Annotated in this window: 26 protein-coding genes and 1 pseudogene; 12 read left to right on the top strand and 15 right to left on the bottom strand. The window is 62.2% G+C overall.

Annotated elements, in window-relative coordinates; all coding sequences use genetic code 11:
* The 6 genes and pseudogenes from QZS13_RS04080 to QZS13_RS04105 all read right to left on the bottom strand — a co-directional run.
* Positions 1–379: pseudogene (locus QZS13_RS04080) on the bottom strand (threonine--tRNA ligase); the annotation flags it as partial.
* A 363-nt stretch (positions 380–742) separates the two neighbouring features.
* On the bottom strand, positions 743–1,735 hold the full coding sequence (locus QZS13_RS04085) for an asparaginase (protein WP_295585821.1): 993 nt from the start codon (positions 1,733–1,735) through the stop codon (positions 743–745).
* A 6-nt stretch (positions 1,736–1,741) separates the two neighbouring features.
* Positions 1,742–2,839: a DNA repair exonuclease gene (locus tag QZS13_RS04090; protein ID WP_295585823.1), complete on the bottom strand. Its 1,098-nt coding sequence runs from the start codon at positions 2,837–2,839 to the stop codon at positions 1,742–1,744.
* A 3-nt stretch (positions 2,840–2,842) separates the two neighbouring features.
* Positions 2,843–3,334: a YbaK/EbsC family protein gene (locus QZS13_RS04095; protein ID WP_295585825.1), complete on the bottom strand. Its 492-nt coding sequence runs from the start codon at positions 3,332–3,334 to the stop codon at positions 2,843–2,845.
* 37 nt (positions 3,335–3,371) lie between these two features.
* Complete coding sequence (locus QZS13_RS04100; protein ID WP_295585827.1) at positions 3,372–4,145, bottom strand: TIGR00282 family metallophosphoesterase; 774 nt, start codon at positions 4,143–4,145, stop codon at positions 3,372–3,374.
* A complete protein-coding gene (locus QZS13_RS04105; RefSeq protein WP_295585829.1) occupies positions 4,145–4,795 on the bottom strand; it encodes an HAD-IA family hydrolase in 651 nt (216 codons plus the stop codon). Before QZS13_RS04105 ends, QZS13_RS04100 begins: the two co-directional genes overlap by 1 nt.
* Before the next feature lie 160 nt (positions 4,796–4,955).
* Here QZS13_RS04105 and QZS13_RS04110 point away from each other — a divergent pair, with 160 nt between their 5' ends.
* Together QZS13_RS04110 and QZS13_RS04115 are read left to right on the top strand one after the other, a co-directional pair.
* Positions 4,956–5,843: a LysR family transcriptional regulator gene (locus tag QZS13_RS04110; protein WP_295585831.1), complete on the top strand. Its 888-nt coding sequence runs from the start codon at positions 4,956–4,958 to the stop codon at positions 5,841–5,843.
* Positions 5,844–5,853: 10 nt separating this feature from the next.
* Positions 5,854–6,483: a trimeric intracellular cation channel family protein gene (locus QZS13_RS04115; RefSeq protein WP_295585833.1), complete on the top strand. Its 630-nt coding sequence runs from the start codon at positions 5,854–5,856 to the stop codon at positions 6,481–6,483.
* A gap of 53 nt (positions 6,484–6,536) precedes the next feature.
* Here the strand turns inward: QZS13_RS04115 and QZS13_RS04120 are convergent, their stop codons facing one another.
* Positions 6,537–7,421 carry a LysR family transcriptional regulator gene (locus QZS13_RS04120; RefSeq protein ID WP_295585835.1) on the bottom strand — a complete coding sequence of 295 codons (885 nt, stop codon included), beginning with the start codon at positions 7,419–7,421 and terminating at the stop codon, positions 6,537–6,539.
* Positions 7,422–7,584: 163 nt separating this feature from the next.
* On the opposite strand from QZS13_RS04120, the gene QZS13_RS04125 reads away from it, so the two are divergent.
* Entirely contained in the window at positions 7,585–8,763 is a 1,179-nt protein-coding gene (locus QZS13_RS04125; RefSeq protein WP_295585837.1) for a permease, read from the top strand.
* An 18-nt stretch (positions 8,764–8,781) separates the two neighbouring features.
* Positions 8,782–10,398: a gamma-glutamyltransferase gene (ggt, locus tag QZS13_RS04130; protein WP_295585839.1), complete on the top strand. Its 1,617-nt coding sequence runs from the start codon at positions 8,782–8,784 to the stop codon at positions 10,396–10,398.
* A gap of 51 nt (positions 10,399–10,449) precedes the next feature.
* Here the strand turns inward: ggt and QZS13_RS04135 are convergent, their stop codons facing one another.
* Together QZS13_RS04135 and QZS13_RS04140 are read right to left on the bottom strand one after the other, a co-directional pair.
* A complete protein-coding gene (locus QZS13_RS04135; RefSeq protein ID WP_295585842.1) occupies positions 10,450–10,773 on the bottom strand; it encodes a hypothetical protein in 324 nt (107 codons plus the stop codon).
* 1 nt (position 10,774) lies between these two features.
* Positions 10,775–11,068, bottom strand: coding sequence for a DUF2089 family protein (locus tag QZS13_RS04140; protein WP_295585845.1), 294 nt, complete (start codon positions 11,066–11,068; stop codon positions 10,775–10,777).
* A 226-nt stretch (positions 11,069–11,294) separates the two neighbouring features.
* Between QZS13_RS04140 and QZS13_RS04145 the strand changes: the two genes are divergently transcribed.
* Positions 11,295–12,215 carry a carbon-nitrogen hydrolase family protein gene (locus QZS13_RS04145; RefSeq protein ID WP_295585847.1) on the top strand — a complete coding sequence of 307 codons (921 nt, stop codon included), beginning with the start codon at positions 11,295–11,297 and terminating at the stop codon, positions 12,213–12,215.
* Positions 12,216–12,253: 38 nt separating this feature from the next.
* Here the strand turns inward: QZS13_RS04145 and QZS13_RS04150 are convergent, their stop codons facing one another.
* Together QZS13_RS04150 and ychF are read right to left on the bottom strand one after the other, a co-directional pair.
* Positions 12,254–12,460, bottom strand: a complete 207-nt coding sequence (locus tag QZS13_RS04150; protein WP_295585849.1) for a hypothetical protein — start codon at positions 12,458–12,460, stop codon at positions 12,254–12,256.
* Between the two features lie 3 nt (positions 12,461–12,463).
* Positions 12,464–13,573 (bottom strand): redox-regulated ATPase YchF, encoded by a 1,110-nt coding sequence (gene ychF, locus QZS13_RS04155; protein ID WP_295585851.1) that lies wholly within the window; start codon positions 13,571–13,573, stop codon positions 12,464–12,466.
* Positions 13,574–13,734: 161 nt separating this feature from the next.
* On the opposite strand from ychF, the gene QZS13_RS04160 reads away from it, so the two are divergent.
* From QZS13_RS04160 to QZS13_RS04170, 3 genes are read left to right on the top strand one after another with little or no spacing between them, the layout of a single operon-like run.
* Entirely contained in the window at positions 13,735–14,031 is a 297-nt protein-coding gene (locus QZS13_RS04160; protein WP_295585854.1) for a hypothetical protein, read from the top strand.
* A gap of 53 nt (positions 14,032–14,084) precedes the next feature.
* Positions 14,085–14,429, top strand: a complete 345-nt coding sequence (locus QZS13_RS04165) for a hypothetical protein (protein ID WP_295585856.1) — start codon at positions 14,085–14,087, stop codon at positions 14,427–14,429.
* A complete protein-coding gene (locus QZS13_RS04170) occupies positions 14,429–14,626 on the top strand; it encodes a helix-turn-helix transcriptional regulator (protein WP_295585858.1) in 198 nt (65 codons plus the stop codon). Before QZS13_RS04165 ends, QZS13_RS04170 begins: the two co-directional genes overlap by 1 nt.
* Before the next feature lie 44 nt (positions 14,627–14,670).
* Here QZS13_RS04170 and QZS13_RS04175 read toward each other — a convergent pair whose 3' ends face one another.
* From QZS13_RS04175 to QZS13_RS04190, 4 genes are all read right to left on the bottom strand, one after another.
* Entirely contained in the window at positions 14,671–15,798 is a 1,128-nt protein-coding gene (locus QZS13_RS04175; RefSeq protein WP_295585861.1) for a M23 family metallopeptidase, read from the bottom strand.
* A complete protein-coding gene (locus tag QZS13_RS04180; protein WP_295585864.1) occupies positions 15,776–16,273 on the bottom strand; it encodes an RNA polymerase sigma factor in 498 nt (165 codons plus the stop codon). Before QZS13_RS04180 ends, QZS13_RS04175 begins: the two co-directional genes overlap by 23 nt.
* 127 nt (positions 16,274–16,400) lie before the next feature.
* Positions 16,401–17,639, bottom strand: coding sequence for a polysaccharide deacetylase family protein (locus QZS13_RS04185; RefSeq protein WP_295585866.1), 1,239 nt, complete (start codon positions 17,637–17,639; stop codon positions 16,401–16,403).
* 257 nt (positions 17,640–17,896) lie between these two features.
* On the bottom strand, positions 17,897–19,291 hold the full coding sequence (locus QZS13_RS04190) for a S1C family serine protease (RefSeq protein ID WP_295585868.1): 1,395 nt from the start codon (positions 19,289–19,291) through the stop codon (positions 17,897–17,899).
* 278 nt (positions 19,292–19,569) lie between these two features.
* Here QZS13_RS04190 and QZS13_RS04195 point away from each other — a divergent pair, with 278 nt between their 5' ends.
* The 4 genes from QZS13_RS04195 (at position 19,570) to QZS13_RS04210 (ending at position 24,683) form a co-directional block, all read left to right on the top strand.
* Entirely contained in the window at positions 19,570–21,168 is a 1,599-nt protein-coding gene (locus QZS13_RS04195) for an NAD(P)/FAD-dependent oxidoreductase (RefSeq protein WP_295585872.1), read from the top strand.
* Between the two features lie 31 nt (positions 21,169–21,199).
* Positions 21,200–22,177, top strand: coding sequence for a D-2-hydroxyacid dehydrogenase (locus QZS13_RS04200; RefSeq protein WP_295585874.1), 978 nt, complete (start codon positions 21,200–21,202; stop codon positions 22,175–22,177).
* A 43-nt stretch (positions 22,178–22,220) separates the two neighbouring features.
* The gene (locus tag QZS13_RS04205) at positions 22,221–23,402 is read left to right on the top strand and encodes an iron-containing alcohol dehydrogenase (RefSeq protein WP_295585877.1); all 1,182 of its coding nucleotides are present in this window, start codon (positions 22,221–22,223) and stop codon (positions 23,400–23,402) included.
* A gap of 393 nt (positions 23,403–23,795) precedes the next feature.
* Positions 23,796–24,683 (top strand): AraC family transcriptional regulator, encoded by an 888-nt coding sequence (locus tag QZS13_RS04210; protein ID WP_295585881.1) that lies wholly within the window; start codon positions 23,796–23,798, stop codon positions 24,681–24,683.
* The last annotated feature ends 34 nt before the right edge of the window (positions 24,684–24,717 follow it).

Consider the following 24,717-nt stretch of genomic DNA (forward strand, 5'->3'; position numbering starts at 1 on the left):
GGTCGGTGAACTCGCCCTGCTTGTAGAAGGAGATGTGGGCGTCCTCCGGCAGATCCTGGATCAGCTCCACCTTGTAGGGCTCATTCTTTTCCTCCATGAACTTGATGGCCTCTTCCCGGGGCAGCTCAAAGCGCTCCAGCTTCAGCTTCTCCTTGCAGATCTTCCGCATTTCCGCCTCGATCTTCTCCATGATCTCGGGGGTAAAGGGGAACGGAGAGTCCATATCATAGTAGAAGCCCTCTTCAATGGACGGGCCGATGGCCAGCTTCACCTCGGGATAGAGCCGCTTGACGGCCTGGGCCAGCACATGGGAGCAGGTATGCCAGTACGTGCGGCGGTACTCCTCATTTTCAAACGTATACAGGTTTTCCTCAGACATGTTGATTTCCTCCTTGTTTTGAGGGGTGAAAAAAAATCTCACCCCTGAAAGATCAGGGGTGAGATACGAAAACGTATTCCACGGTTCCACCCTGCTTGCATCCTAAAAAGATGCCGCTCGTGTCCTCTATAACGGGAGAACCCGTCCCAGCCTACATTTCGGTGGGCAGCTCCGAGGCGGTGGCATGCTCCGGTTCCGGCAAGGGCCGCTTACAGCCAGCGGCGGTCCCTCTCTGGTGTCATTCCCGGGCAGCGTCCTCTTCAACGCTTTTTGAAATCGAGACTCACTATAGCACGGTGTGCTGTCCTTGTCAAGAGCACATTTTTCTTCTTCCCGGGAACCTGTGCCGGACCGGGGCGGCGCCTACTCCCCCGGCCACAGGATATCCCTGGCCACCGGGGTATAGAACAGCCGCTCCACTTCGGTCCGCTCCTTCGTGATGCCCAGAATCCACATGAGCTTTGCCGTTACCGCCTCCGTGGTCATATCATAGGCCTCCAGGACCCCCAGCGTGTTTTTCAGCCGGTGTCCCACGTGATACACGCCCAGGTCGCTGCCCTCATTTTCCACCTGCGTGGTCATCACCACCGTCCTGCCCCGGGCCATCCAGTCCCGCACGCACTCAAAAAAGCCGCCGTTTTCCGGCAGTCCGCCCACACCAAAGCTCTCGATGATCAGCGCGTCGTTGTGCTCAAGCAGGAAGTCCGCCTGCCGCCGGTCCGCGCCGGGCACCAGCTTCATCAGCGCCACACGGTCGTCCAGGTCGTCGTAAAACACCGGGGCATCGGCGCACTCCGGGCGGATGAACTGCAGCAGCACGCCGTCCCGCAAAATTCCCAGCACCGGGAAATTGATGCTGGAAAAGGCCCGGAAACTCTTGGACCGGGTCTTTTTCGCCCGGGTTCCCAGAATCACCTTTCCGTTGAAGACAATGGACACCCCCGGCACATCCTCTGTGGCGCAGCACAGCGCGTCGGTGAGGTTGACCTTGGAGTCGGTGGAGTCAAAGCCCATGGGCTTCTGGGCCCCTGTCAGCACAATGGGCTTGGGGCTTTGCTGGATGAGGTAGCTCAGCGCCGCGGCGGAATAGGCCATGGTGTCGGTGCCGTGGGTAATGACAAAGCCGTCGTAATCGTCGTAATACCGGCGGATGCACTGGCTCATGAGCTTCCAGTGGGACGGCCCCACATTGGTGCTGTCCAGGTTCAGAAGCTGCATGCACTCCACCCGGCAGATATCAGACACCTCCGGAAGGTGCTCCAGCAGCTGGCTCGTGGTCAGCTCCGGCGCAAGGCCGCTGTCCGTCACCGCGGAGGCAATGGTCCCGCCCGTGCCGATCAAAAGGATTCGTTTCATGGTACTTTACTCCAGTTCTCTGTGATCCAGGGCCGCCAGTCCCAGCCGGGCCGCCAGGGTAATGCGCCGCCGGGCCTCGTCATCGGGGGCGGCATCCAGCTTTTCCCGCAGCGTGCGCAGAAACAGCCCCCGCAGGGATTCCTCCCCGGCCCGGGCCCACACATCCTCTGCCATGCGCGTCTCGTCCCGCACCTCCAGAGCATAGAACCGCCCTGCAAGGGACGCCTCCAGCGCCCGCACATCCACGCCGGCAGAACCGGTTTCACCGGTGAGCACCAGCCGGTAAAGATCGTTTTCCGTGCCGCCGGGCAGCGCCTGCTCCACCGCTTTGAAAACTTCCTGCCCCGTAACGTCCACGGTCAGGTATTCGTAGCGGCGGCGGGCAACGGGGACAAACTCCAGCGTTACGCCGCCGTCGCCCGATACGGTGCCGCATAAGACGCCCTTTTCCCCCGTCTCGTCAAAGCCCCGCCCCTCCGGGCAGCCAGGCCAGGCGTACAGCGTCCTGCCGCAGCGCTGCGGCTGCGCCCGCTTGTGGATGTGGCCCAGAGCCAGATACGCAAGGCCGCTGGCGGCGATCTCCTCTTTGGCGATGGGGTCATAGCGCCGGACAGAGGGCTCCGCCTCCCCGTGCAAAAGGCCCAGGTGGACCCTTCCGTCCGCCGGGGCGGAAAAGCCCGTCAGCAGACTGTCCGCCTGCTCGGGAGCGGTAAAGGCCGCCCCGTGGACCACGGCGCCCAGTCCGGGGACCTCCATGGCCTCCATGTGCCCGGAACGGAAAATATGGACATTATCCGGCCAGGCCACCGTGTCCCACAGTCCGCCGGGCACGTAGAAATCGTGGTTGCCGGGAGCGATGTACACCTGGGCGTTCATACGGCCCAGGGCGGCGGAGAGCTGCTCGGCAGTGTCCCGGTAGACGCTGCCGGAGTCCAGCAGGTCGCCGGCCAGCAGCACCAGCGGGATGTTTCTGGCATTCACATAGTCCGCCAGCCGGCCCACCATGGCCCGGCTCTCCCGGCGCCGCTGAGCCGCCTGCTCCGGCGGCAGGGCGGAAAAGGGGCTGTCCAGATGGAAGTCCGCCCCGTGAAGAAACTGGAACATGCCTTACGCCTGCTGCTCTTCCGGACGCCATCCCTTGCACACGTCCACCCATTCCACGAAGTTAGAGGCACACCGCTCCAGCTCCTCACAGGTCAGCTCAATGGCGCTGTTGTCGCTGCCGGCAGCAGGGAACACCGTCTCAAACCGCTTGAGGGAGACGTCCAGGTACACTTTCACGTCCTCCGGCAGGGCAAAGGGGCACACACCGCCCACGTCGTGGCCGATGCGCTCGTGGGCTTCCTCGTGGGTGAGCATCTTGGCCTTGGTGTGGAAATAGGCCTTATAGCGGCTGTTGTCCACCTTGGCGTCACCGGCCACCACGATGATAATGGGATGGTCGTCCACCTTGAAGCTCAGGCTCTTGGCGATCCGGGCGCCTTCCACGCCCACGGCCACCGCCGCCAGCTCCACCGTGGCGGAGGAGACGGAAAACTCCCGAATCCGCTCTTCCATACCCAAATTTCGGAAATACGCTCTCACTTTTTCAATTGACATATTGCTTTCTCCTTACCTTTCACAGGGATTTCTATGCTCAGCGGATGTCCACCCGCTCCACGGCGGTGCACAGTCCCGTTGTGCTGTCCAGCGTAAAAATGGCACCCTGGAGCTTACAGGGTCCCTGGGGTGCCTGGTAGCGGCCCGGCAGGCCTCCCAAAAAGCCCTCCACCGACTGCTCGGGCCGGATGCCCAGCACGGACTCCGCCGCCCCGGTCATGCCCAGGTCCGTAATGTAGCCGGTGCCCTTGGGGTACACCCGCTCATCGGCGGTGGGCACATGGGTGTGGGTGCCCCAAAGGGCACTGACCCGGCCGTCCAGATAGTAGCCCATGGCCAGCTTTTCGCTGGTGGCCTCCGCGTGGAAGTCCACCAGGGTAAAGGCGGCTTTGTCCCGCTCCAGCAGGCGGTCGGCCGTGGTAAAGGGGTTGTCCGCTCCCCAGGCAAGATCGCACCGGCCGATGAGATTCATCACCCGGATCTGTACCGGGCCCAGATCGTAGATGCCGCAGCCCCGGCCCGGCGTCCGGGCGGCGTAATTGGCAGGCCGCAGCAACCAGGATGCCTCGTCCAGCAGCGTCCCGATCTGGCTTTTCCCAAAGGCGTGGTTGCCCAGCGTCACCACATCGGCGCCGGCATCGTAAATACGCCAGGCCTGCTCCTCCGTCAGTCCCACACCGGCGGCATTTTCGCCGTTGACCACAGTGAATGCGATGTTTTTCAGTTTTTTCAGTGTGCGCAGGTGACGCTCCAGGTGCTTTAGGCCCGGCTCCATCACCACGTCGCCCACCGCCAGAATGTGATATTCCATCAGCGTGCCTCCTCTTCCGGCAGTCCCACCAGGGCGTCCAGCTCCGCCAGGGAGCGGATGCGCCACCGGGCACAGGTGTCCCCGTCCATTGCTCCGTCCGGCGTAAACAGGCATCCGTCGATGCCCGCGTTCTTTGCCGCCAGCATGTCCAGCTCCCGGTCGCCTACCGCCACCGTGCGGCTGGGGTCCAGGCCGTGGGCCGAAAGGAGGTAGAGATTCCCCGCCGGGTCCGGCTTGCGTGCAAACCGGGTGGTGGCGGACACCACGTCCTGAAAATATTCTGTCAGGCCCGCCCCGGCCAGATACTGGTGGACGGAACCACTGCGATGGGTGAAGATGAAGTTCCGTCCTCCCGCCGCCTGAAAGCGGCGCAGAAATTCCTCCGCATGGGGGAAAGGCAGCGCCCTGGGCTGTCCGTTTTTGGCCACATAGTCCCGGTACACCCGGTCCACCTCCGCCGCGTCCACCCCCGCCTGGGCGGCACAGTAGTCCAGCACCGCTCCCTGGGAGCGGGTAAAATGCGCCAGCAGATCCTCCAGAGGCAGCAGAACGCCCAGCGCCGCCATCACCGACTGTAAATCCCGGCACATGGGCGGATAGGTATCGAACAGCGTCCCGTCGAAGTCCCAGATGATGTTGTCCCAGCGCATAGCAAAGCTCCTTTTCATTCAATTGGGTATCAGTATAGCAAATCCCCGTGGTTTTCGCAAAGGCTTCCCTAATTTTTTTGCAGGCCCGTTGCCTTTCCCCGTCTTCTTGCTTATAATGGGGAGCGTGCAATAAGCGATTCTGATTACAGGAGGAACCCCCATGGCAGTGAAGCTGGAGCTGTACCGCGTGTTCAAGGAAGTTGCCGAGACCGGCAATATCTCCGTGGCCGCCAGGAATCTCTATATTTCCCAGTCGGCGGTAAGCCAGTCCGTCAAGCAGCTGGAAAACGCCCTGCAGGCCCGGCTGTTCGCCCGCAGCCCCCGGGGCGTTACCCTGACCGGAGAGGGACAGATGCTCTACCAGTATGTCCGCAGCGCCCTGGGGCTCATCGCCACCGGAGAGGACAAGCTCTCCCAGGCCCAGCAGCTGCTGCTGGGCACGCTGGTCATCGGCGCCAGCGACACGGTGACCAGCTTCTTCCTCACCGCCTATCTGGATGCCTTCCACCGCCAGCACCCGGGCATCCGGCTCAAGATCGTCAGCGGACGCAGCGCCAAAGTGCTCAGCTTACTCAAGTCCGGCGCCGTGGACATTGCCTTTGCCTCCTCCCCGTCAGACAGCGCCCTGGAGTGCTGGCCCTGCTTTGCCACCCACTCGGCTTTTGTGGCGGGCAGCGGCTACCCCTGTGACTTCGGCCACCGCTACACCCGTCAGGAGATCGCCGCCTTTCCCCTGATCCTGCTGGAGCGCAAGGCCAGCAGCCGGGTGTTTCTGGAGCAGGAGTTTTTGAAAAGCGGTGTGTCCCTCACGCCGGAGATTGAGCTCTCCTCCCGGCAGCTGCTGGTATCCCTGGCCAAAATCGGACTGGGCGTGGCGGGCGTCACCCTGGAATTTGTTCAGGACGCCCTGGGCAGCGGAGACATCCGTCTTTTGAAAACAGATTTTGAGATCCCCGCCCGCAGCGTGGACATGTGCACCCTCCGGGACGTGGCCCCCACGGCGGCGGCCAGCGCCTTTATGGAGATGGTACGTCAGGGCGGCGTGTAAGAGGTGCCGCGTGGAGACATTCATTCTGATTCTGGAACTGGCGGGCACCATGGCCTTCGCCGCCTCCGGCGCCATGACCGGACTGAAAAAGGGCATGGACCTGTTTGGCGTGTGCATTCTGGGATTGACCACCGCCGTGGGCGGCGGCGTCATCCGGGATGTGATCTTGGGCAACACCCCGCCGGCCACCTTTCTCAGCCCCATCTATGCCATAGTGGCTCTGGTGACTTCCCTGGTGCTGTTTTTACCCCGGATCCGCCGCCTGCTTATGTGGGACCAGCGGCTCTATGATCTTTCCATGCTGGTTCTGGACTCTCTGGGCCTTGGGATTTTCACCGTGGTGGGTATCCGCATTGCCTGGAGCTCCACTCCCGAGCCCACGCTGTTTCTGCTGGTATTCGTAGGCGTGGTCACCGGTGTAGGCGGCGGCGTACTGCGGGACGTGATGGCAGGCGACATGCCCTACATCTTCGTCAAGCACATTTACGCCTGCGCCTCCCTGGCCGGTGCGCTGCTATGTGCCGGGCTGTGGCGCCCGGCGGGCGAGGTGGCCGCCATCCTCACCGGCGCCGGCGCGGTGGTGCTCATCCGCTTTCTCTCCGCCCACTACCGCTGGAACCTGCCCCGCGCGCGGGAATAAACATGCGAAAAGGACCCGGCCCTGATGCCTTACGGCATCAGGGCCGGGTCCTTTTACGTCTCTCCGGACCGGGACAGATCCCGGAAATACTCCACGATGAACCGCCGCAGCCGCCGCACCGGCTCGGGCTGATAGGACTCCTTCTTCCAGGAGAGCACCAGACGCAAACAGGGCACGCTCTCTTGGATGGGGAGCTCCCGGATGCCCGCCTTGTCCTGGGTCCGCAGGGTGTAGACCGGCACGATGGCAAACCCCATCCCCCGCTCCACCAGATTGCGGATCATCAGCGGGTCGTCGCTGTAAATAGGCCGGCGCACCCGCACGCTGAACTCCTCCAGCACCTGCTGCAAGATGGCGCTGATGAACCGGTTGGGCGTCAGGCCGATCATGGGCTGTCCCGTCAGGTCGGCCAGGCGGACCGACTCGCCCGCCGCCAGAGGGTGCTCCCGGGGCAGCCATACCCGGAAGGGGTCCTCCACCAGCTCCACACTGGAGTATTTGGGCGGATGGATCAGCGTGGAGCCGATCATCAGGTCGTACTCCTGATTGCGGATCATATTGTTGTCATTTTGCACCACACTGACAGCCACGTCCGGATTCTGCCCGCAGAACCCGGTCAGCAGGTCCGGCAGCAGGCTGGCCGCCGCACGGGCCACCAGCCGCACGGGCTGGTGTTCCTGCTGGATGCCCCGCAGCTCCGCCCGGATGTCATCCATGTGCTTGAGCATCTCATTGGCCCGGGTCTGCAGCAGATTTCCGCTCTCTGTGAGCACGATGCTCCGCCCCCGCCGCTCGAAGAGCTTGGTCCCCAGTTCCTCCTCCAGCTGCCGGATCACCCGGCTGAGGGCCGGCTCCGACAAATTCAGCTCCCGGGCCGCCCGGGTCATATGCTCCATCTCCGCCGCCTTGACGAAATACCTTAATTGATACAGCTCCATGTTGTCCGCTCCTCAAGGATTTTTTTACATTATAACACACACTTTTCAAAAACGATTTGTTTTTCTTATCAATTATCAGCAGGGACTATTGGATTTTTTCCGCCCGGCACTTTATCATCAACGATAACCCATTATCAAAAAAACACATACGGGAGGGAAACATATGCTTGGGTATATGCTCTATTTTTCCATCGTGCTGGGTCTGTTCGTCATCGGTGACTGGCTCGGCATCTGGACCAAGGCAAAGCTGTCGTCCATTTTCGTGGTTCTGATCAGCTTTTTGCTGCTGTTCTTGTTTAAGGTCATCCCCTCTGACATCATTGACCAGGCCGGCCTGACCGCCGCCTCCAGCTGGGCCACCCCCATGCTGGTGTTCCACATGGGCACCATGATCAACCTGCGCCAGCTGCTGGATGAATGGCGCACCGTGGTCACCTCCGTCATCGGTATGGCCGCCGCCGTCATCGGCATTTTGCTGGTGATCCCCCTGATCGGCCGGGACGCCGCTCTGGTGAGCATCCCCGTCATCAACGGCGCTCTGGTGGCCACCCAGATCATGACCGACGCCGCCGTGGCCAAGGGCCTGACCCTGGCCGCCATGCTGCCTGCCGTGGTCTTTGCCGTGCAGAAGTTCGTGGGCACGCCCATCGTCTCCCGCTGCGGCCTCATCGAGGCCCGTCATCTGCTGGCCGAGTACCGGGAGAAGAAGGCCCAGGGCATCACCCTCTCCGCTTCCCCCGCTCCCAAGGACGGCAAGCAGAAGGTGAAGTTCTGCGAAAAGCACGACCGGTTCTATACCTCCAACACCTGCATTTTCATCACCGTGTTCGGCGGCTTCATCTCCGTGTGGCTGGGCACCGTCACTCCCATCAACTACTCCATCATCGCCCTGGTGCTGTCTGTGGTGCTGTGTGAGACGGGTCTGATCCCCTCCAAGGTGCTGGACAAGGGCAAGGCCTCGGGCCTCATCACCATGGTGGTGTTCGCCGCCATCATTCCCGCTCTGGCCAACATCTCCATCGGCGACATCGCCACGCTGGCGTTCTATGTGGTGGTCATCTTCGCCGCCACCATCATTGCCTCTCTGGTCATCATGTGCGTGCTGCCCTGCTGGAAGATCATGGGCTCCCGGAGCCTGTCCTTCGGCATTGCCATGTGCCAGATGCTGGGCTTCCCCTCCACCTATCTCATCTCCAACGAAGTAGCCCTGGCCCTGGCGGAGAACGAGGAGGAAAAGGAGTACGTCCTGGGCAAGATCATGCCCCGCTTCGTTGTGGCCGGTCTCGCCTCCGTCACCACCCTTTCCATCATCGTGGCAGGCATCTTTGCCTCCATTCTGTGAGAAAGGAGCAATGATCCCATGAATTTCTCCTTTGACGCCATGTCCTACCCCTATGCCTCCCGCCGCAGCGTGGTCTACGGCCGGCGGGGCATGGTGGCTACCGCCAACCCCCTGGCCGCCCAGGCGGGTCTGGAAATTCTCAAGCAGGGCGGCAATGCCATCGACGCCATGATCGCCACCGCCGCCGCGCTGACGGTGGTGGAGCCCACCGCCAACGGCATCGGCTCCGACGCCTTCGCCCTGGTGTGGGTGAAGGACAAGCTCTACGGCCTCAACGCCAGCGGCCCGGCTCCCGCCGCCATGACACTGGAGGCGCTCCAGTCCCGGGGCTTCAAGGAAATGCCCGTGCTGGGCATGCTGCCGGTCACCGTGCCCGGCACCCCCGCCGGCTGGGCCGCCCTTTCCAAGCGCTTCGGCCGTCTGCCCCTGTCCCAGGTGGTGGAGCCCGCCGCCCGGTACGCCGAGGAGGGCTATGTGCTCCAGCCCGCCGTGGGCAGCGGCTGGCCCAGAAACCTTGCCAAGTTCAGCAAGGCCATTGAGACGGACAAAAGCGTCCAGGGCTGGTTCGATACCTTCCTGCCCGGCGGCAAGTGCCTGGGTCCCGGCGACGTGCTGGTTTTGAAGGACCATGCCGCCACGCTCCGGGAGATCGGCGCCACCAATGCCGAGAGCTTCTACCGGGGCGCCCTGGCCGACAAGATCGATGCCTACTTCCGTCAGTTTGACAGCTTCCTGCGCAAAGAGGACCTGGCGGCCTACCAGCCCCAGTGGGTGGAGCCCATCTCCGTCAACTACAAGGGCTACGACGTCTGCGAGATCCCGCCCAACGGCCACGGTATCTCCACCCTCATGGCACTGAACATCCTCAAGGAGCTGGACCTGGGTCCTGTGGATTCCTTCCGCAGCACCCATCTGCAGCTGGAGGCCATGAAGCTGGCCTTTGCCGACGCCCGCCGCTATGTCGCTGACCCCGACTACATGACCGTGCCCGTGGAGCGGCTCCTCAGCGACGAGTATGCCGCCCAGCGCCGGGCCTGCATCGGTGACCGGGCCCGGCTGCCTGAGCCCGGGGACCCCATTCGGGGCGGCACGGTGTACATGTGCGCCGCCGACGGTGAGGGCAACATGATCTCCTACATCCAGTCCAACTACATGGGCTTCGGCTCCGGCGTGGTGGTGCCGGGCACCGGCATCGCCATGCAGAACCGGGGCAACAACTTCTCCATGGACCCGGAGAGCGACAACTGCGTGGCTCCGGGCAAGCGGCCCTATCACACCATCATCCCCGGCTTCCTGTGCAAAGACGGCAAGCCCGTGGGACCCTTCGGCGTCATGGGCGGCTTCATGCAGCCCCAGGGCCATCTGCAGGTGGTGCTCAACACCGTGGAATACGGCATGAACCCCCAGGCGGCCCTGGATCACCCCCGCTGGCAGTGGGTGGGCGGCAACACCATTGAGGTGGAGCAGTCCTTCCCCAATGATCTGGCCCAGGCCCTCCAGCGGGCCGGCCACGACATCGTGGTCAAGGCCGACCCCATCGGCTTCGGCCGCGGCGAGATCATCTGGCGCAACGACGAAGGCGTCCTGTGCGGTGCCAGCGAGCCCCGCAGCGACGGCCAGGTGGCAGTCTGGTAAATGAAAAAGAGGCGCTTCCCATGGGAAGCGCCTCTTTTTTGCATCCGGGATTCAAAGATCCTCAATGCGCATTTTGTCCTGCTCCCTGTCTCTTCCCTGCTTTTCCCGACAGGCAAAGTAGATGGCCAGCAGGATGACGGTGGGGATATTGCCCAGCACCAGAGTCCCCAGCAAAGCCGCCCACGGGAAGCCCTCTCCCACGGCCGAGATATTGCAGGCCAAGACCAGGGCATACAAAAACGTCAGTCCTGGCAGCACCAGCCCAGGCCATTTTGCTTTTCTTCGTGCCAGGAAGATCTCCAGGAAAATGCCGCCCACCACAAATACCAGCATCACCACCGCCAGAACGATCGTCGCTCTCGCCGCAAACGCCATCTTACGTTCCCTCCTTCGTTTTTCGATAGGCCCCGATCAGGAGCTTGGCCGTCTCCACATCCAGCTTGTCGTCCACGGCCAGACGCTTGACCAGCGCCACGTACTCATCCGGCTCCGCGGACTCCGCCAGCTGGATCTTCTGGATGAGCCGGTCCAGCCGCAGCCGCACCGTGGGATAGCTGACGCCGTAAACCGACGCCACCTCCTTCAGCGACCCTGACGCAAGCACGAATTTTTTGATGAAGGACAGATCCTCGTCCTCCAGTCCCTCCATCCATTCCGGAATCGATGTCATCACCCCACCGCCTTTCATAAAATGAATATAAACTTTAATTTTATGAAAGTCAATATGAAAATCAATGCTTCATAATTTTTATTTTCTTCTTTTCCTGCAAAAGCCTGTACGCTCCTCTTGCGCCGGCAGGCCGAATCAGGTAGGATAGGAACAGACCTGCTGCCGGGGCAGCCGGCGGCACAAGACAACACCCCGCCCGGGATACGGGCGAAGGAAAGGAGCCCCCATGAAAGACTTGAAACCCGTGTGCAAGATCGCGGTGGTGCAGGCCGCCCCCGTTATGTTCTGCAAGGACGCCTGCACGGACAAGGCCCTGGGCCTCATTGCCGAGGCCGCCGGCAAAGGCGCCGAGCTGATCGTCTTCCCCGAGCTGTTCATCCCCGGCTATCCCTACGGCATGACCTTCGGCTTTACCGTGGGCAGCCGCAACGCGGACGGCCGCAAGGACTGGAAGGTCTACTATGACAACTCCATTCTGGTGCCCGGCCCGGAGACGGAGCGCCTGGGGCAGGCAGCCAAGGCCGCAAACGCCTGGGTAAGCATCGGCGTCAGCGAGCGGGACGCCCTGTCCGCTACGCTCTACAACACCAACCTGGTATTCTCTCCGGAGGGTGAACTGGTTACCGTTCACCGCAAGCTCAAGCCCACCGGCGCCGAGCGGGTGGTGTGGGGCGACGCCAACCGGGATTACTTCCCCATGGCCCAGACCCCCTGGGGGCCCATGGGCAGCATGATCTGCTGGGAGAGCTACATGCCTCTGGCCCGGGTGGCCCTGTACGAAAAGGGTGTGACTCTCTACCTCTCTCCCAACACCAATGACAACGAGGAGTGGCAGGCCACCATCCGCCACATCGCCATCGAGGGCCACTGCTTCTTCATCAACTGCGACATGTACTTCACCCGGGACATGTATCCCAAGGACCTGCACTGCCCCGAGGAGATCGCCCGGCTGAGTGACATTGTCTGCCGGGGCGGCAGCTGCGTGGTGGACCCCTACGGCCACTATGTGACCGAGCCCGTGTGGGACAAAGAGGCCATCATCTACGCCGATCTGGATATGGAGCAGGTGCCCGCCAGCCGCATGGAATTCGACGGCTGCGGCCACTATGCCCGGCCCGACGTGCTGGAGCTGAAAATTCACGAATAAAAAACATCCCCCGAAGCCGCAGCTTCGGGGGATGTTTTTTACTTTTCTTCCCGGATGCCGTAGATCTCAAACCGGCCGATCAGATTCTGTACCGTCAGCTTCTGGGCCAGCAACTGCTGGTAGGTGGCGCCCCGGTTTTTCTCGGCGGCCCGGAGCTTGTCCATGTCTGCAAGCACCTTGTCCCGCTCTTTCAGAAGGTCGGCATACATGCGGTCGTAGGCCGCCAGTCTCTCTTCTCCGGTCATGGCTCAGACGTTGAAGCGGAAGTAGATCATATCGCCGTCCTGGACCACATACTCCTTGCCCTCGCTGCGCAGCAGGCCCTTTTCCTTGGCCGCGTTCACGCTGCCGCACTTGATCATGTCCTCGAAGGCAATGACCTCCGCCCGGATGAAGCCACGCTCGATATCGGAGTGGATCTTGCCGGCGGCCTGGGGCGCCTTGGTGCCCTTCTTAATGGTCCAGGCGCGGCACTCATCCTTGCCGTAGGTCAGGAAGGAAATGAGGCCCAGCAGCGCGTAGGAACACTTGATGAGTCGGTCCAGGCCGGACTCTTCCACCCCCAGTTCCTCCAGGAACATCTGCTTTTCCTCGCCCTCCAGCTCGGCGATGTCCTGCTCCAGCTTGGCGCAGATGGGCAGCACCTGGGCACCCTCAGCATCGGCGATGGCCTTGACCTGCTGGTAATAGGGGTTGGCATCCAGATGGGTAAAGCCCTCCTCATCGGTATTGGCAGCGTAGATGATGGGCTTGAGGCTCAGGAGATCCGAGGTGGCAATGAGGGCCATGTCCTCGTCGGAGCACTCGTAGGTTCGGGCGGACTTACCGGCGTTGAGGTGCTCGGCCAGGCCCTTGAACACCTCCACCTCGTGGAGGAATTTCTTGTCGCCCTTGGCGGCCTTGGTGGCCCGGTCGATCCGGCGGTTCACCATCTCCAGGTCCGCCATGATGAGCTCCAGGTCGATGGTCTCGATGTCGCCCTTGGGGTCCACAGGCACATTGGTGCCCGCATCGGCCACCACGTGCATGATATTCTCGTCGTCAAAGCAGCGCACCACATGGACGATGGCATCCGTCTCCCGGATGTTGGCCAGGAACTTGTTGCCAAGGCCCGCGCCCTGGCTGGCCCCTTTCACCAGACCGGCGATATCCACAAACTCAATGACGGCGGGGGTCTTTTTGTCCGGCTCATACATCTCGGCCAGCTTGTCCAGACGCTCGTCGGGCACGGCCACCATGCCCACGTTGGGGTCAATGGTGCAGAAGGGGTAGTTGGCGCTCTCGGCACCGGCATTGGTAATGGCGTTGAACAGGGTGGATTTTCCCACGTTGGGCAGTCCTACGATACCTAATTTCATAAAAAGCAAATCTCCTTTGCCGTATTTTCGACTCTGTATTGTACCATTTTCCACTGGAAAGTGCAAGGAAAAGAAAATGTAAAAAGTTCTTGACATTTTGTTAGTACAGGTATAAATTAAAAATGTAAAAAACTTTTGACATTTTGAAGGAGGTGCTCCCGATGAGGAAGATGGATGAGATGGAGCTTCATATCCAGCTGCGGGCCTTGCGGTGGGCCTGGCTGGCAGACGTGCTGGTGCTGGCGGTGTGGGGGATCTGGGGCAGTATCCGCACCGGGCGCATGACCGCCCCTATGTATCTGCTCATCTTCCAGAACCTCATCTATTTCTTTGCGGTCCAGGCCGGAAAAATTCGGGTGGGCGACCAGGACGGCAGACGCAGTCTGGTCCTGTGCGCCGTCATGGCGGCGGCGCTGGTAGTGCTGAGTGCTCTGCTGGCCTGGTGCTTGGGAACATGACCCCGGAAGATCCAATGGGGAAACGCCAAATCGCAGGGTGGAAGGAGCTTTTCATGAAGCGTAAGAAAATGGACGAGATGGAAGTGCATATCGAGCGGACGGCCGCCCGGTGGGCCTACCGGTACAGTGAGGCCGTTTTATTTCTCTGGTGCGCGGCTGAGGTACTGTGGGGCTGGAGGGCCGGTCTGGCAAGGCAGGAAATATTGGGCCGCATCAACCTGCCGCTTTTGCTCCTGATTACGCAGGAGGGGGTTCATGACACAGCGATCCTGATCTGCCGGGCCAGGGCAGGGGATACGGAGGCAGAGGGTGCCCTGTGGAAAACCATGGTCGTCGTGGTCGTCATCGTCCTGCTGTCCATCTGGCTGCTGGGCAGCATCTTGGAGCTGGCCCTCTGATGGAAAACAACATCCGCGCACTGCGCAAGGCGGCGGGGTTGACTCAGGAAGATCTGGCCCGGGCCCTGGGCGTCACCCGCCAGACCATCAACGCCATCGAAAACGACAAATACGACCCCACGCTGGGCCTGGCCATGCGCCTTGGCAGGCTGCTGGGTGCCCCGGTGGAGGAGATCTTCCGCCTGCCGGAGCCGTAGAAAAACCATTCCCCGGAACCTGTTGTTCCGGGGAATGCCGCGTTTTATGCCATTTTGAGCTGGCGGCGCACACTGCTTTCAAAATAGGCCACCGGGTTTTGCGCCGTACCGTCCTGCCACACCTGGAAGCAAAGGTGCGCACCGGTGGACATGCCCGCAGAGCCCAGGCAGGCCACCGCCTCGCCCGCCCGGACGGACTGCCCCTCTTCCACCAGCACCTCCCGGCACTGGGCATACACCGTGGTCAGCCCGCCGCCGTGATCCAGAACCAGATAGTTCCCCCGCTCCGGGTCAAAGCCGGTCTCCCGCACGGTGCCGTCCGCCGCAGCCGTAACGGACATACCGCTGCGGCCGGGGATATCGATGCCGTGGTGGACGGCACCGGTGGCCTTGCCCACCGCGCCGAAGGGGTTGCTCATGCTGACGGTATCCGCCCCCGCAACCGGCCACTGGAAGAACCGGCTCTCCTGGGCGGAGGCGGCATAGATCCCATAGGAAAAAGCACCCACGTCCCCCGTCAGCGCCGGCTCCAGAAGCCGGGCACCGTCCGGCGTCTGCTCCCGGCGCAAAAGCCCCGTGGACAGGTCGTATGTCTGTCTCTCCTCCGCTCCGTCCGCATATGCAGCCGTGACGGTCAGCACCGCCCCGTCCAGGGTGTCCAGGCCGGCCGGTGTCGTGCCGTCCTCCACCCAAAACCCGTAGCGCACTGCAGGATCGTAATTCTCTGTGACCAACTGTCCCAGCCGGACCGTCTCGCCGTCCCGCCAGCGGTACAGCTCTCCCCGGCTCAGGGAAAGGGTGAGCGTCTCCACATTCTCCCCGGTCACCTGGAAAAGGCTCCCGGTATAGCATCCGTCTTCTCCGGGAAGGTCTGACTCCGCTGCAAACACCAACGTGGCGTTGGCCCCGGCACCGTAGGCCGTGCCGGTATCCGCGGCGTAGGCGGTCAGGCCCAGGCCCACCCCGGAGCCCGTTCCCTCCGGCTGCGGATACAAAACCAGCGCCAGTGCCGCCAGCACCGCGCAGGCTGCGCACACGCCATAGCGTATGCCCCGGGCAAAGCGCCGCTTTCCGGTGCTGACCTCTTTCGCGGCTGCGCGGAGTACCTGCTCGCTCAGTTCCGACGGAGCATGGATGTGATTGACCATCTCACGGTACGGATTCTGCTTCATATTCGTCCCCTCCCAACAGATCTCTCAGCTTGATTCTGGCTCTGCGCAGCCGGGTGCGTACGGTGGCGGCCGGGCACCGGAGGAGCTTTGCGATCTCCTCTGTCTGATAGCCCTCCCCATAATAGAGGTGCACCACCGTGCGCATGGGCGGCGGCAGCTGCCCCACGGCGGCCCACAGCTCCGACGCACCGCTCTGCTCCGCCGCTTTTTCACTCAGCGCTTCCAGAGAAAGCTGGGGATGGAGCTTTTTCCGCCTGTGCAGATCTGTGCACCGGTTCACGGTGGTGCGCAGCAGCCACGCCCGCAGGTGTGCAGGCTCCCACCTCCGGTCCGGCTGCTGGAATAGCCGCAAAAACACATCCTGATATACATCCTCCGCGTCGGAGCCGTTCTGCATCCGGCACAGCGCCAGCCGATATACCGCGTCCCCGTGCTCCCGCATGGCCACGCGCAAAAATTCCTCCCGCTGCTGCATATCTCCCCTCCTGCCCTTGGTTTTCAAAAGCGCTTTCAACTATAACACGGTCTTGTCCCCGGAAATGTTCCCTGTATACAAAAATCTCCGCGCCGTCTCAGGCGCGGAGATCTCTCCTTTGGTCGTCTTATTGCAGTGTCAGGTACCAGGCCAGAAGCTCCGCCGCCTCCCCCCGGGTGATGGGATCACCGGGGCGGAGCAGCTCCCGGTCATTGACGGAGGAAAAGCCCAGGCCGGTAATGTCGTCGACCGCGTCGCAGGCCCAGCCGCTGACCCGGAAGCTGTCCTCATAGCGCCGGGCGGTTCCCGCTGTTCCCACCGTCTTGGTCTGCCGGATCAGCCGGTCCGCCATGACATAGAACTGCTGCCGGGTCACCGCACCGGACGGAGAATAGCATCCCCAGCCCGTGCCCCTGGATACGCCGGTTTCCTCCGCCCAGTCTACCGCCTGGGCGTACCAGGCGTTTCGGGGCACGTCCCGGAAATCGGACACTCTGTCCGGCTTCGGGCATCCAGCCGCCCGCCACAGGGCCTCCGCCGCAGCGGCGCGGCTGAGATAGCGGTTGGGGTGCCATCCGCTGTCGTCTCCGGTCATGATTCCCTTCTCCTCCATGACGGAGATGGCGGGAAAGGCCCAGTGCTCCTGCAGGCGGCTTTCATCGTAAGCCTGGGGATCGCCGCCCTGAGGCGGTACGCTTTTATAAATCACGCCGTTTTGCGGCGTCACACCCCGCAGCCGGAACAGCTCGTCCACCGTCACGAAGTCATATCCCCTGGGCTGGAGCGCGTCAATAATGCGGCAGGCGGCATCCAGATTGGCCTCGGTACTGTCGTGAAGCAAAATGATGTCGCCGTCGCGGATGGTGCTGATGACCGAGCGGGCCATCTTGTCCCCCGGCACCTGCTGTCCCTTGGCCGGGTCCTGACTCCACAGGATCAGCGGCGCATTCAGGGCTGCGCGCACGGTATCCGTCCGCACGCCGAAGGGCGTCCGAACCAGGAAATTGTTCTGTCCGGTGACCTCCGCCAGCTTTTCACGGCTCTTTTCCACCTGCGTACGCACTTCGTCCGCAGAAAGCCCCTTCAGATTCAGGTGTTCCCAGGTGTGGTTGGCCACCTGATGCCCCTGTTGGATCATCTGCTGCACCAGTGCCTCCTTGGTGGCCACCCAGCCGCCCACCATGAAAAAGGTGCCCTTCACACCGCGCTGGTTCAGCGCCTCCACCACCTGTGGCGTCCAGGTCTTGTTGGGCCCGTCGTCAAATGTGATGGCCACCAGCTTCACAGCCCCCGCCCGGGCCGGCAGCATCAGATGGATTGCCAGCACCAAGGTCAAAACCGCAGCCCACCGCCGCATGGATCTCATGAATGTCTCCTCCTCGCTTGTCTGCCTGTATCATTTCCTGAACGGGCTGAATTTCTCCCGGTAAATTCCGCAAGGTGCACAGGCGCCTGCGGCACTTCATGTTATAAGACGAAAACAGGGCACATCTTGTAACAAGATGTGCCCTGTTTTTTTATTCTGTCTCTATTCTGAAACTTTCCGCTCCCCTGTCGCACGGCGGTTTTGCATTTCCGCAGCGATTGCCGCAGACCGCCCTCAGCGGATGGAAAGAGGCTTTCTCAGCCCGCCTGACGATAGGCGTTGCCGTTGTAGCGGCCGCCGAAGAAGTAGTCAAACAGATCGTAGGGGTCCACGGCGCTGCCGTCCTGGGTGCTGTTCTGCTCCGTCTGGGTCTGGGAGCTGTCGTTGGACTGGTCCTGGGCAGGCACCGCGTCCCACGTGACATCCACCGTCATTTCCTTGCCGTCCCGGTAGATGGTGAACGTGGCGGTGTCGCCGGCGGAGTACTGCTTTTTCACCACGTTGAGATCATCCATGGTCGCAATGTCCGTGTCGCCCACCTTGGTGATCACGTCGCCCATCTTGAGGCCCGCCTTATCCGCGGCGCTGCCCTCTTCCACAGAGTAGACAAATACGCCGGTGGTGACATCGTAGCGGTACTGGGCGGCCATCTGCTCGGTCATGGAGCCGCCGGTAATGCCCAGATAGGGCTTGTTGGTCACATAGCCATTGGTCATGATGTCCTGGATCATGGCGATCACGTCGTTGATGGGGATGGCGAAGCCCAGGCCCTCCACGGTCTCACTGTTGGAGTCGCTGGAGTACTTGGCGGACACGATGCCCACCACCTCGCCGTAGCTGTTGAGCAGCGGGCCGCCGGAGTTGCCGGGGTTGATGGACGTATCGGTCTGGATCATGTTGAAGGGAGTGCCGGAGACGTTGATGGCACGGTTCACACTGGAGACCATGCCGCCGGACATGGAGAAGGTCAGCTCGCCCAGGGGGTTGCCGATGGCCAGCACGTGGTCGCCCACATTCAGGGTGTCGCTGTCGCCCACGGTGACAGGCTGGAGATCATCTGCCTCCACCTTGATGACGGCGATATCGTAGTCCTCGTCTCCGCCCACATACTTGGCATCGTACTCATCGCCGTTGTACATGGTGACCTTCACGGTGTCGGCCCCTTCCACCACATGGTAGTTGGTGACGATATAGCCGTCCTTGGTGAGGACGAAGCCGGAGCCGGCGGAGGCGGTCTGTACCGGCTGACCGAAGAAGTTGGTGCCGGAGGTGCCCGTGGTATTGATGGACACCACGCTGTTGACGTTGGCGGCATAGACCTCCGCGTCACTCATCTCCGTCTTGCCGTCCACAGTCTTGAGGGATACCTCTGTGGCGGGACGGCTGGAAACATTGATGCTGGTGGAACTGCCGCCGGCAGCCCAGGCCACGCCGCCGCCCACGGCACCGCCCAGCAGCGCACAGCAAAGGCCCAGCGCCGCGATCTTGACTCCAAGACGATTCTTTTTCACAGGCTTCATCTCCTGGACAGGTTCGTTTTTCCCGGTGTCACCGCCGGGCACGGACTCCACGGGCTCCATCTTCTCGCCCTGGGGCTCGCTGCCGTCTTTGCGGTATGTGTAGTGATACAGATTCTGTTCGTCGTTATACATAATCGATTCCTCCTATTATGTATCCCGTATTTCTCTTTTGCAGAACAGAGAATAACAGGAAATCATGTCGAATGTGTGAAACGGTTTTGCACGTTTTATGAACTCTTTCCGTTTGTCTGGCTTCAGTATAGGGTGGCAAGCTTAAAAATGCCTGAAAACATTTTAAAGGAACTTTGAACGAATCTCCGGCGGGTGCGGCGTCAAAAAGGTGTTTGCCGCCGGAGAGAACTGTGGTATGATATTTCAGATGAAATCTGTGGCTGAAAAGGAGCAACGCCATGCTGAAAGTGGAAAACGTCAAGCTCTCGCCGGGAGACGGTATGGAGGGGCTGACCAGGGAAGTCGCCCGAATTTTAAAGGTACGGGAAAAGGACCTGACTGATCTTCGGGTGGTACGGCGCAGTGTGGACGCCCGGGAGGACGTGCGCCTGGTGTACGCGGTGGAGGTCTCCGTCCGGGATGAGGCGGCAGTGGTGAAACGCTGCCACAGCAAGAAGGTCTCCCGTGCGGTGCCGGTGCCGTCCTACACGCTGCCCGAGCCCCGTCCCGCCCCCGACATTCCTCCGGTGGTGACAGGCGCGGGACCGGCAGGCCTGTTCGCCGCGCTGGTGCTGGCCCGGGCGGGCATGAAGCCGATTTTGCTGGAGCGGGGCCGCAGCGTGGAACAGCGCAAGGAAGATGTGGAGCGCTTCTGGCGCACCGGCGTGCTGGACCCGGGGTCCAACGTGCAGTTCGGGGAGGGCGGCGCCGGTGCCTTTTCCGACGGCAAGCTCAACACCGGCACCCGGGATGTGCGCCACCGCTTCATTCTGGAGACGCTGGTAGCATGCGGCGCGCCGGAGGATATTCTGATTGACGCCAAGCCCCATGTGGGCACCGACTTTCTCCACGTCGCCCTGGTAGGCCTAAGGCAGGAGCTTTTGTCCCTGGGGGCGGATATCCGCTTTGAGCACCGTCTTTGCGGCATCCGGACTGAGGGCGGTGCCGTGACCGGCATCACCGTGGAAACCCCCCACGGTCTGGAGACGCTGCCCTGCCGCCGATTGATCCTCTGCCCCGGCCACTCTGCCCGGGACACGTTTTTCATGCTGCGGGATCTGGGGGTTCCCATGGAGGCCAAACCCTTCGCTGTGGGCGTGCGCATCGAGCACCGGCAAAGCGACTGCGACGCCGCCCAGTACAAGCGCTATGCCGGACACCCCGGCCTGCCCGCCGCCAGCTACAAACTCTCCTGTCACCTGGAAAACGGCCGTGCGGCTTACTCCTTCTGCGTCTGCCCCGGCGGTGAGGTGGTGGCCGCCGCCTCGGAGGAAGGCCGGGTGGTCACCAACGGCATGAGCGCCTTCGCCCGGGACAAGGAGAACATCAACGGCGGCTTTTTGGTAAACGTCACGCCGGAGGACTTCGGCGGCGACGGCGACGTGCTGGCAGGCGTGGCGTTTCAGCGGAAGCTGGAAGAGGCGGCCTTTTCCCTGGGCGGCGGCGATTACCGTGCCCCTGCCCAGCGGGTGGAGGACTTCCTGGCGGGACGCCCCTCCACCGGTCCCGGCCGGGTACGCCCCAGCTATCGCCCCGGCGTCACCTGGACGGACCTGCACCAGTGTCTGCCCCCCTTCGTGGCAGACACCCTGGCCCAGGCCCTGCCGGTCCTGGGCCGCAAGCTCCGGGGCTACGACGATCCGGACGCCGTGCTCACCGCCGTGGAGAGCCGTTCTTCCTCCCCCGTCCGCATTCCCCGGGACGAGACATATCAGTCCGCCCTGCGGGGGCTATACCCCTGCGGAGAGGGGGCCGGATACGCCGGCGGCATTCTCTCCGCCGCGGCGGACGGCATGCGGGCCGCTGAGCACGTGTGCCTGGCCGAGTCCGGCGACTGAACTCAAGCGATCAACCAAAGGAGGTTTTCTTATGTCCCGCGATATCTGCATCTATCAGGAGTACCTGACCGATGCCCACAAATCCCAGATCCGGTCCGCGGCAGAAAAGGCCGGCTTCGTGCCCCACTTTTTCACCCTGGATCAGTTTGATGAGGCCCGGGAATGTTTGCAGCACTGCGAGGTGCTCTTCGCCCACTCCCCCGAGCTTCTGCGGGCGGCGCCCGCCTCACTGCAGTGGTACTGCTGCTCCTTCGCCGGAGCGGACCCCTACTGCAAAAATGACGGCATCTTTGCCAATCCCGACTGCATGCTTACCAACTCCGCCGGGGCCTACGGCGTCACCATCTCCGAGCATCTCATCATGGTGACCCTCATGCTCATGCGGCGGATGCCCGAGTACGCCCAGGTGGTGCAGCGCCGGGGCTGGTCCAACCAGCTGCATGTGCGCTCCATCCGGGGAAGCGACTTCACCCTGCTGGGCACCGGAGACATCGGCACCACCTTCGCCCGCAAGCTCCGTGCCCTGGGTGCCGCATCCATTACCGGCGTCAACCGCTCCGGACGCTGCCCGGATGAGGTCTATGACCGGGTGGTGCCCATCTCCGATCTGGACACGGTGCTGCCCGACGCCCATGTGCTGGTCATGTCCCTGCCCGGTACGCCGGAGACGGCGGGCATTCTCTCCCGTGCGCGGCTGGACCTGCTGCCCCGGGATGCCTTCGTCATCAACGTGGGCCGGGGCAGTGCCATCGACCAGGATGCCTTGGTGGAGGCCCTCAACTCCGAGCGCATCGCCGGCGCCGCCCTGGACGTGATGGTGCCCGAGCCCCTGCCGGAGGATCATCCCCTGTGGAGTGCCAAAAATCTGGTGCTCACCCCCCATGTGGCCGGCAATATGTCCCTGGGCTACACCTGCGACATGACCGTGGATATGTTCTGCGAAAATCTGGCCCGTTATGCCGCCGGAGAGCCCCTTGCCCATCTGGTGGACCGGAAGCGGGGCTATTGAGGCACTTGTCTATACGATTTTTTAGGAAAGGAAGCATCTCCCCATGAATAACTTTACATTCTACGCACCCACCCTCTTCGCCTTCGGCGACGGAGAAGAGAAAAAGACCGGCGAGCTGGTGCGCCGCTTCGGCGGCACGAAGGTACTGCTGGTCTACGGCGGCGGCTCCGTCAAGCGCAACGGTGCCTACGACGCCGTCACCGCCTCCCTGACCCAGGCGGGGCTGCCCTATGTGGAGCTCTCCGGCGTCCACGCCAACCCCCGCAGCGGCAAGGTGTACGAGGGCATCGACCTTTGCCGGAAGGAGGGTGCGGACTTCCTGCTGGCCCTGGGCGGCGGCTCTGTCATCGACACCGCCAAGGCCATCGGCATGGGCGCCGGCTACGACGGGGACTTCTGGGACTTCTTCACCGGCAAGACGCCCATCACCACCACGCTCCCCGTGGGCACCGTGCTGACCATCTCCGCCGCCGGCAGCGAGGGCAGCGACAGCTGCGTCATCACCCAGGAGGCAGGCAACCTCAAGTGGGGCTGCCCCAAGAGCGATGCCATCCGTCCCAAGTTCTCCATCCTCAATCCCCGCTACACCTGCTCCCTGCCCGCCTATCAGACCGCCAGCGGCGCCGTGGACATGCTGGCCCACATCTGTGAGCGCTATTTCACCAACACCGCCGACGTGGCACTGACGGACCGCCTGTGCGAGGCCCTTATGCGCACGGTGGTGGACGCCGCGCCCCGGGCCATCGCCAACCCGGATGACTACGCCGCCCGGGCCGATCTCATGTGGACCGGTATGCTGGCCCACAACAACTCCTGCGGCGTGGGCCGGGACCAGGACTGGGCCAGCCATCAGATGGAGCATGAGCTCTCCGCCTTCTACGACTGCGCCCACGGTGCCGGCCTTGCAGTGGTGATGCCCGCCTGGATGGAGTACGTGCTGCCCCACAATCCCATGCGCTTTGCCCAGTTCGCCCAGCGCGTGTTCGGCTGCGAGATGGACTATGCCTGCCCGGAGCGCACCGCCCGGGAGGGTGTGGAGCATCTGCGGTCCTTCTTCCGCTCTTTGGGCATGCCCACCACCTTTGCCGAAATCGGCGCCGACCCCAAGGACATTCCCGCCATGGTGGCCCACCGGGCCGAAAAGCCGAACGGCTTCCCCTTCGGCGGCTTCGTGAAAATCGGCCCCGACGAGATGGAGGCCATTTTGCGTCTGGCTGCCCGGTAAAAAGAAAAAGGAGGCTCTCTGAGAGAGCCTCCTTGAATCATTCAGCTTTTTAGGCTGGCAACAGATCCATTATCTGTTGACAGCCATGGCGCCACCCAGTACGACCAGAGAAACAATCGCGTACAGCATATCGGGCACCTCCTTCTTCCTTGATGTTGTCTGTATGATACCACAGCCGCTTGGGAAAGACATTGAGGTTCTTGCCAACTTGCAAAAAATCGTTTACCTGCTCAATTCGTCAAAAAGTTGCTGTGTTTTTTGTGTAAAATAACATCCAGCATTCTTTTTGCCCCGGAAAGCCGATCTCTGTCCGGCCACAGCCGGTCGGCAGTCTTTCCCATTTTATAAAATCTTGCGGTGGCCGCTGATTTTCCCCAGAAAAGGAGATGCACCATGCCGGATCTACAAGTACAATGCTTTGTCAAACGGGACTTCCAGCCGGTGTTCACACCGGAAAACATGCCCAGGCTGTTGTATATCAGCCGCCGGGAGCCCTTTGACCAGGCCCGTCCCCGCCTGCTCCACGCCCATCCGGACTTTACGGAGGCCATGCTCATCCGCAGCGGCAATGCCCGCTTCCTCATCGGTGAGCAGACCTACGATGTGCACAGCGGAGATCTGCTGCTGTTCAACAGCGGGGTCGTCCACGACGAGCTCTCCCCCGCCGCCGACAGCGCCATCGACAGCTGCTGCGCCGCCTTCAGCGGGCTGCATCTGCCGGGACTGCGGCCGGGGGCCATGATCCCCGACGATGCCCCCGCCGTGTACCACGTGGGGGCGGAGTGCGAGGATCTTTGGACGCTTTACGACATGATGTACCGCTATCTGTCCGCCGACGCGCCAGGCTGCGAGGCCTTCTGTCACCACCTGCTGCTGTCGCTGCTGGGACGCATTCTCTATCTGACGGGGACGGTGCCCCACCGCCAGAGCGTGGAGACGGAGCAAAGCGCCCTGGGCCTGCGGGTCAAGGACTATATCGACGCCCACTACACCGAGCCGCTGACCTTACAGCAGATCGGCCAGGCCCTCCATGCCAGTCCCTACTACCTGGCCCACGCCTTCAAGGAGTCCTGCGGCATCGCTCCCCGGCAGTACCTGCTCCGCCGCCGGATCGGAGAGGCCCAGAACCTGCTCATCTCCACAGACCTGCCCATCTCCCGCATCGCCGAGATGGTGGGCTATGACACCCAGAACTACTTTGACCTGCAATTTTCCAAATTTGTAGGGATGCCGCCCCGGAAATACCGGCTCTCCTTCCAGGTAAAACCCGGCGAATCATGAAAAAGAACGTGCCCTGCGGAAGTTCCGCAGGGCA

It is taken from the genome of uncultured Oscillibacter sp. (assembly GCF_900546705.1).
GTDB lineage: Bacteria > Bacillota > Clostridia > Oscillospirales > Oscillospiraceae > Oscillibacter.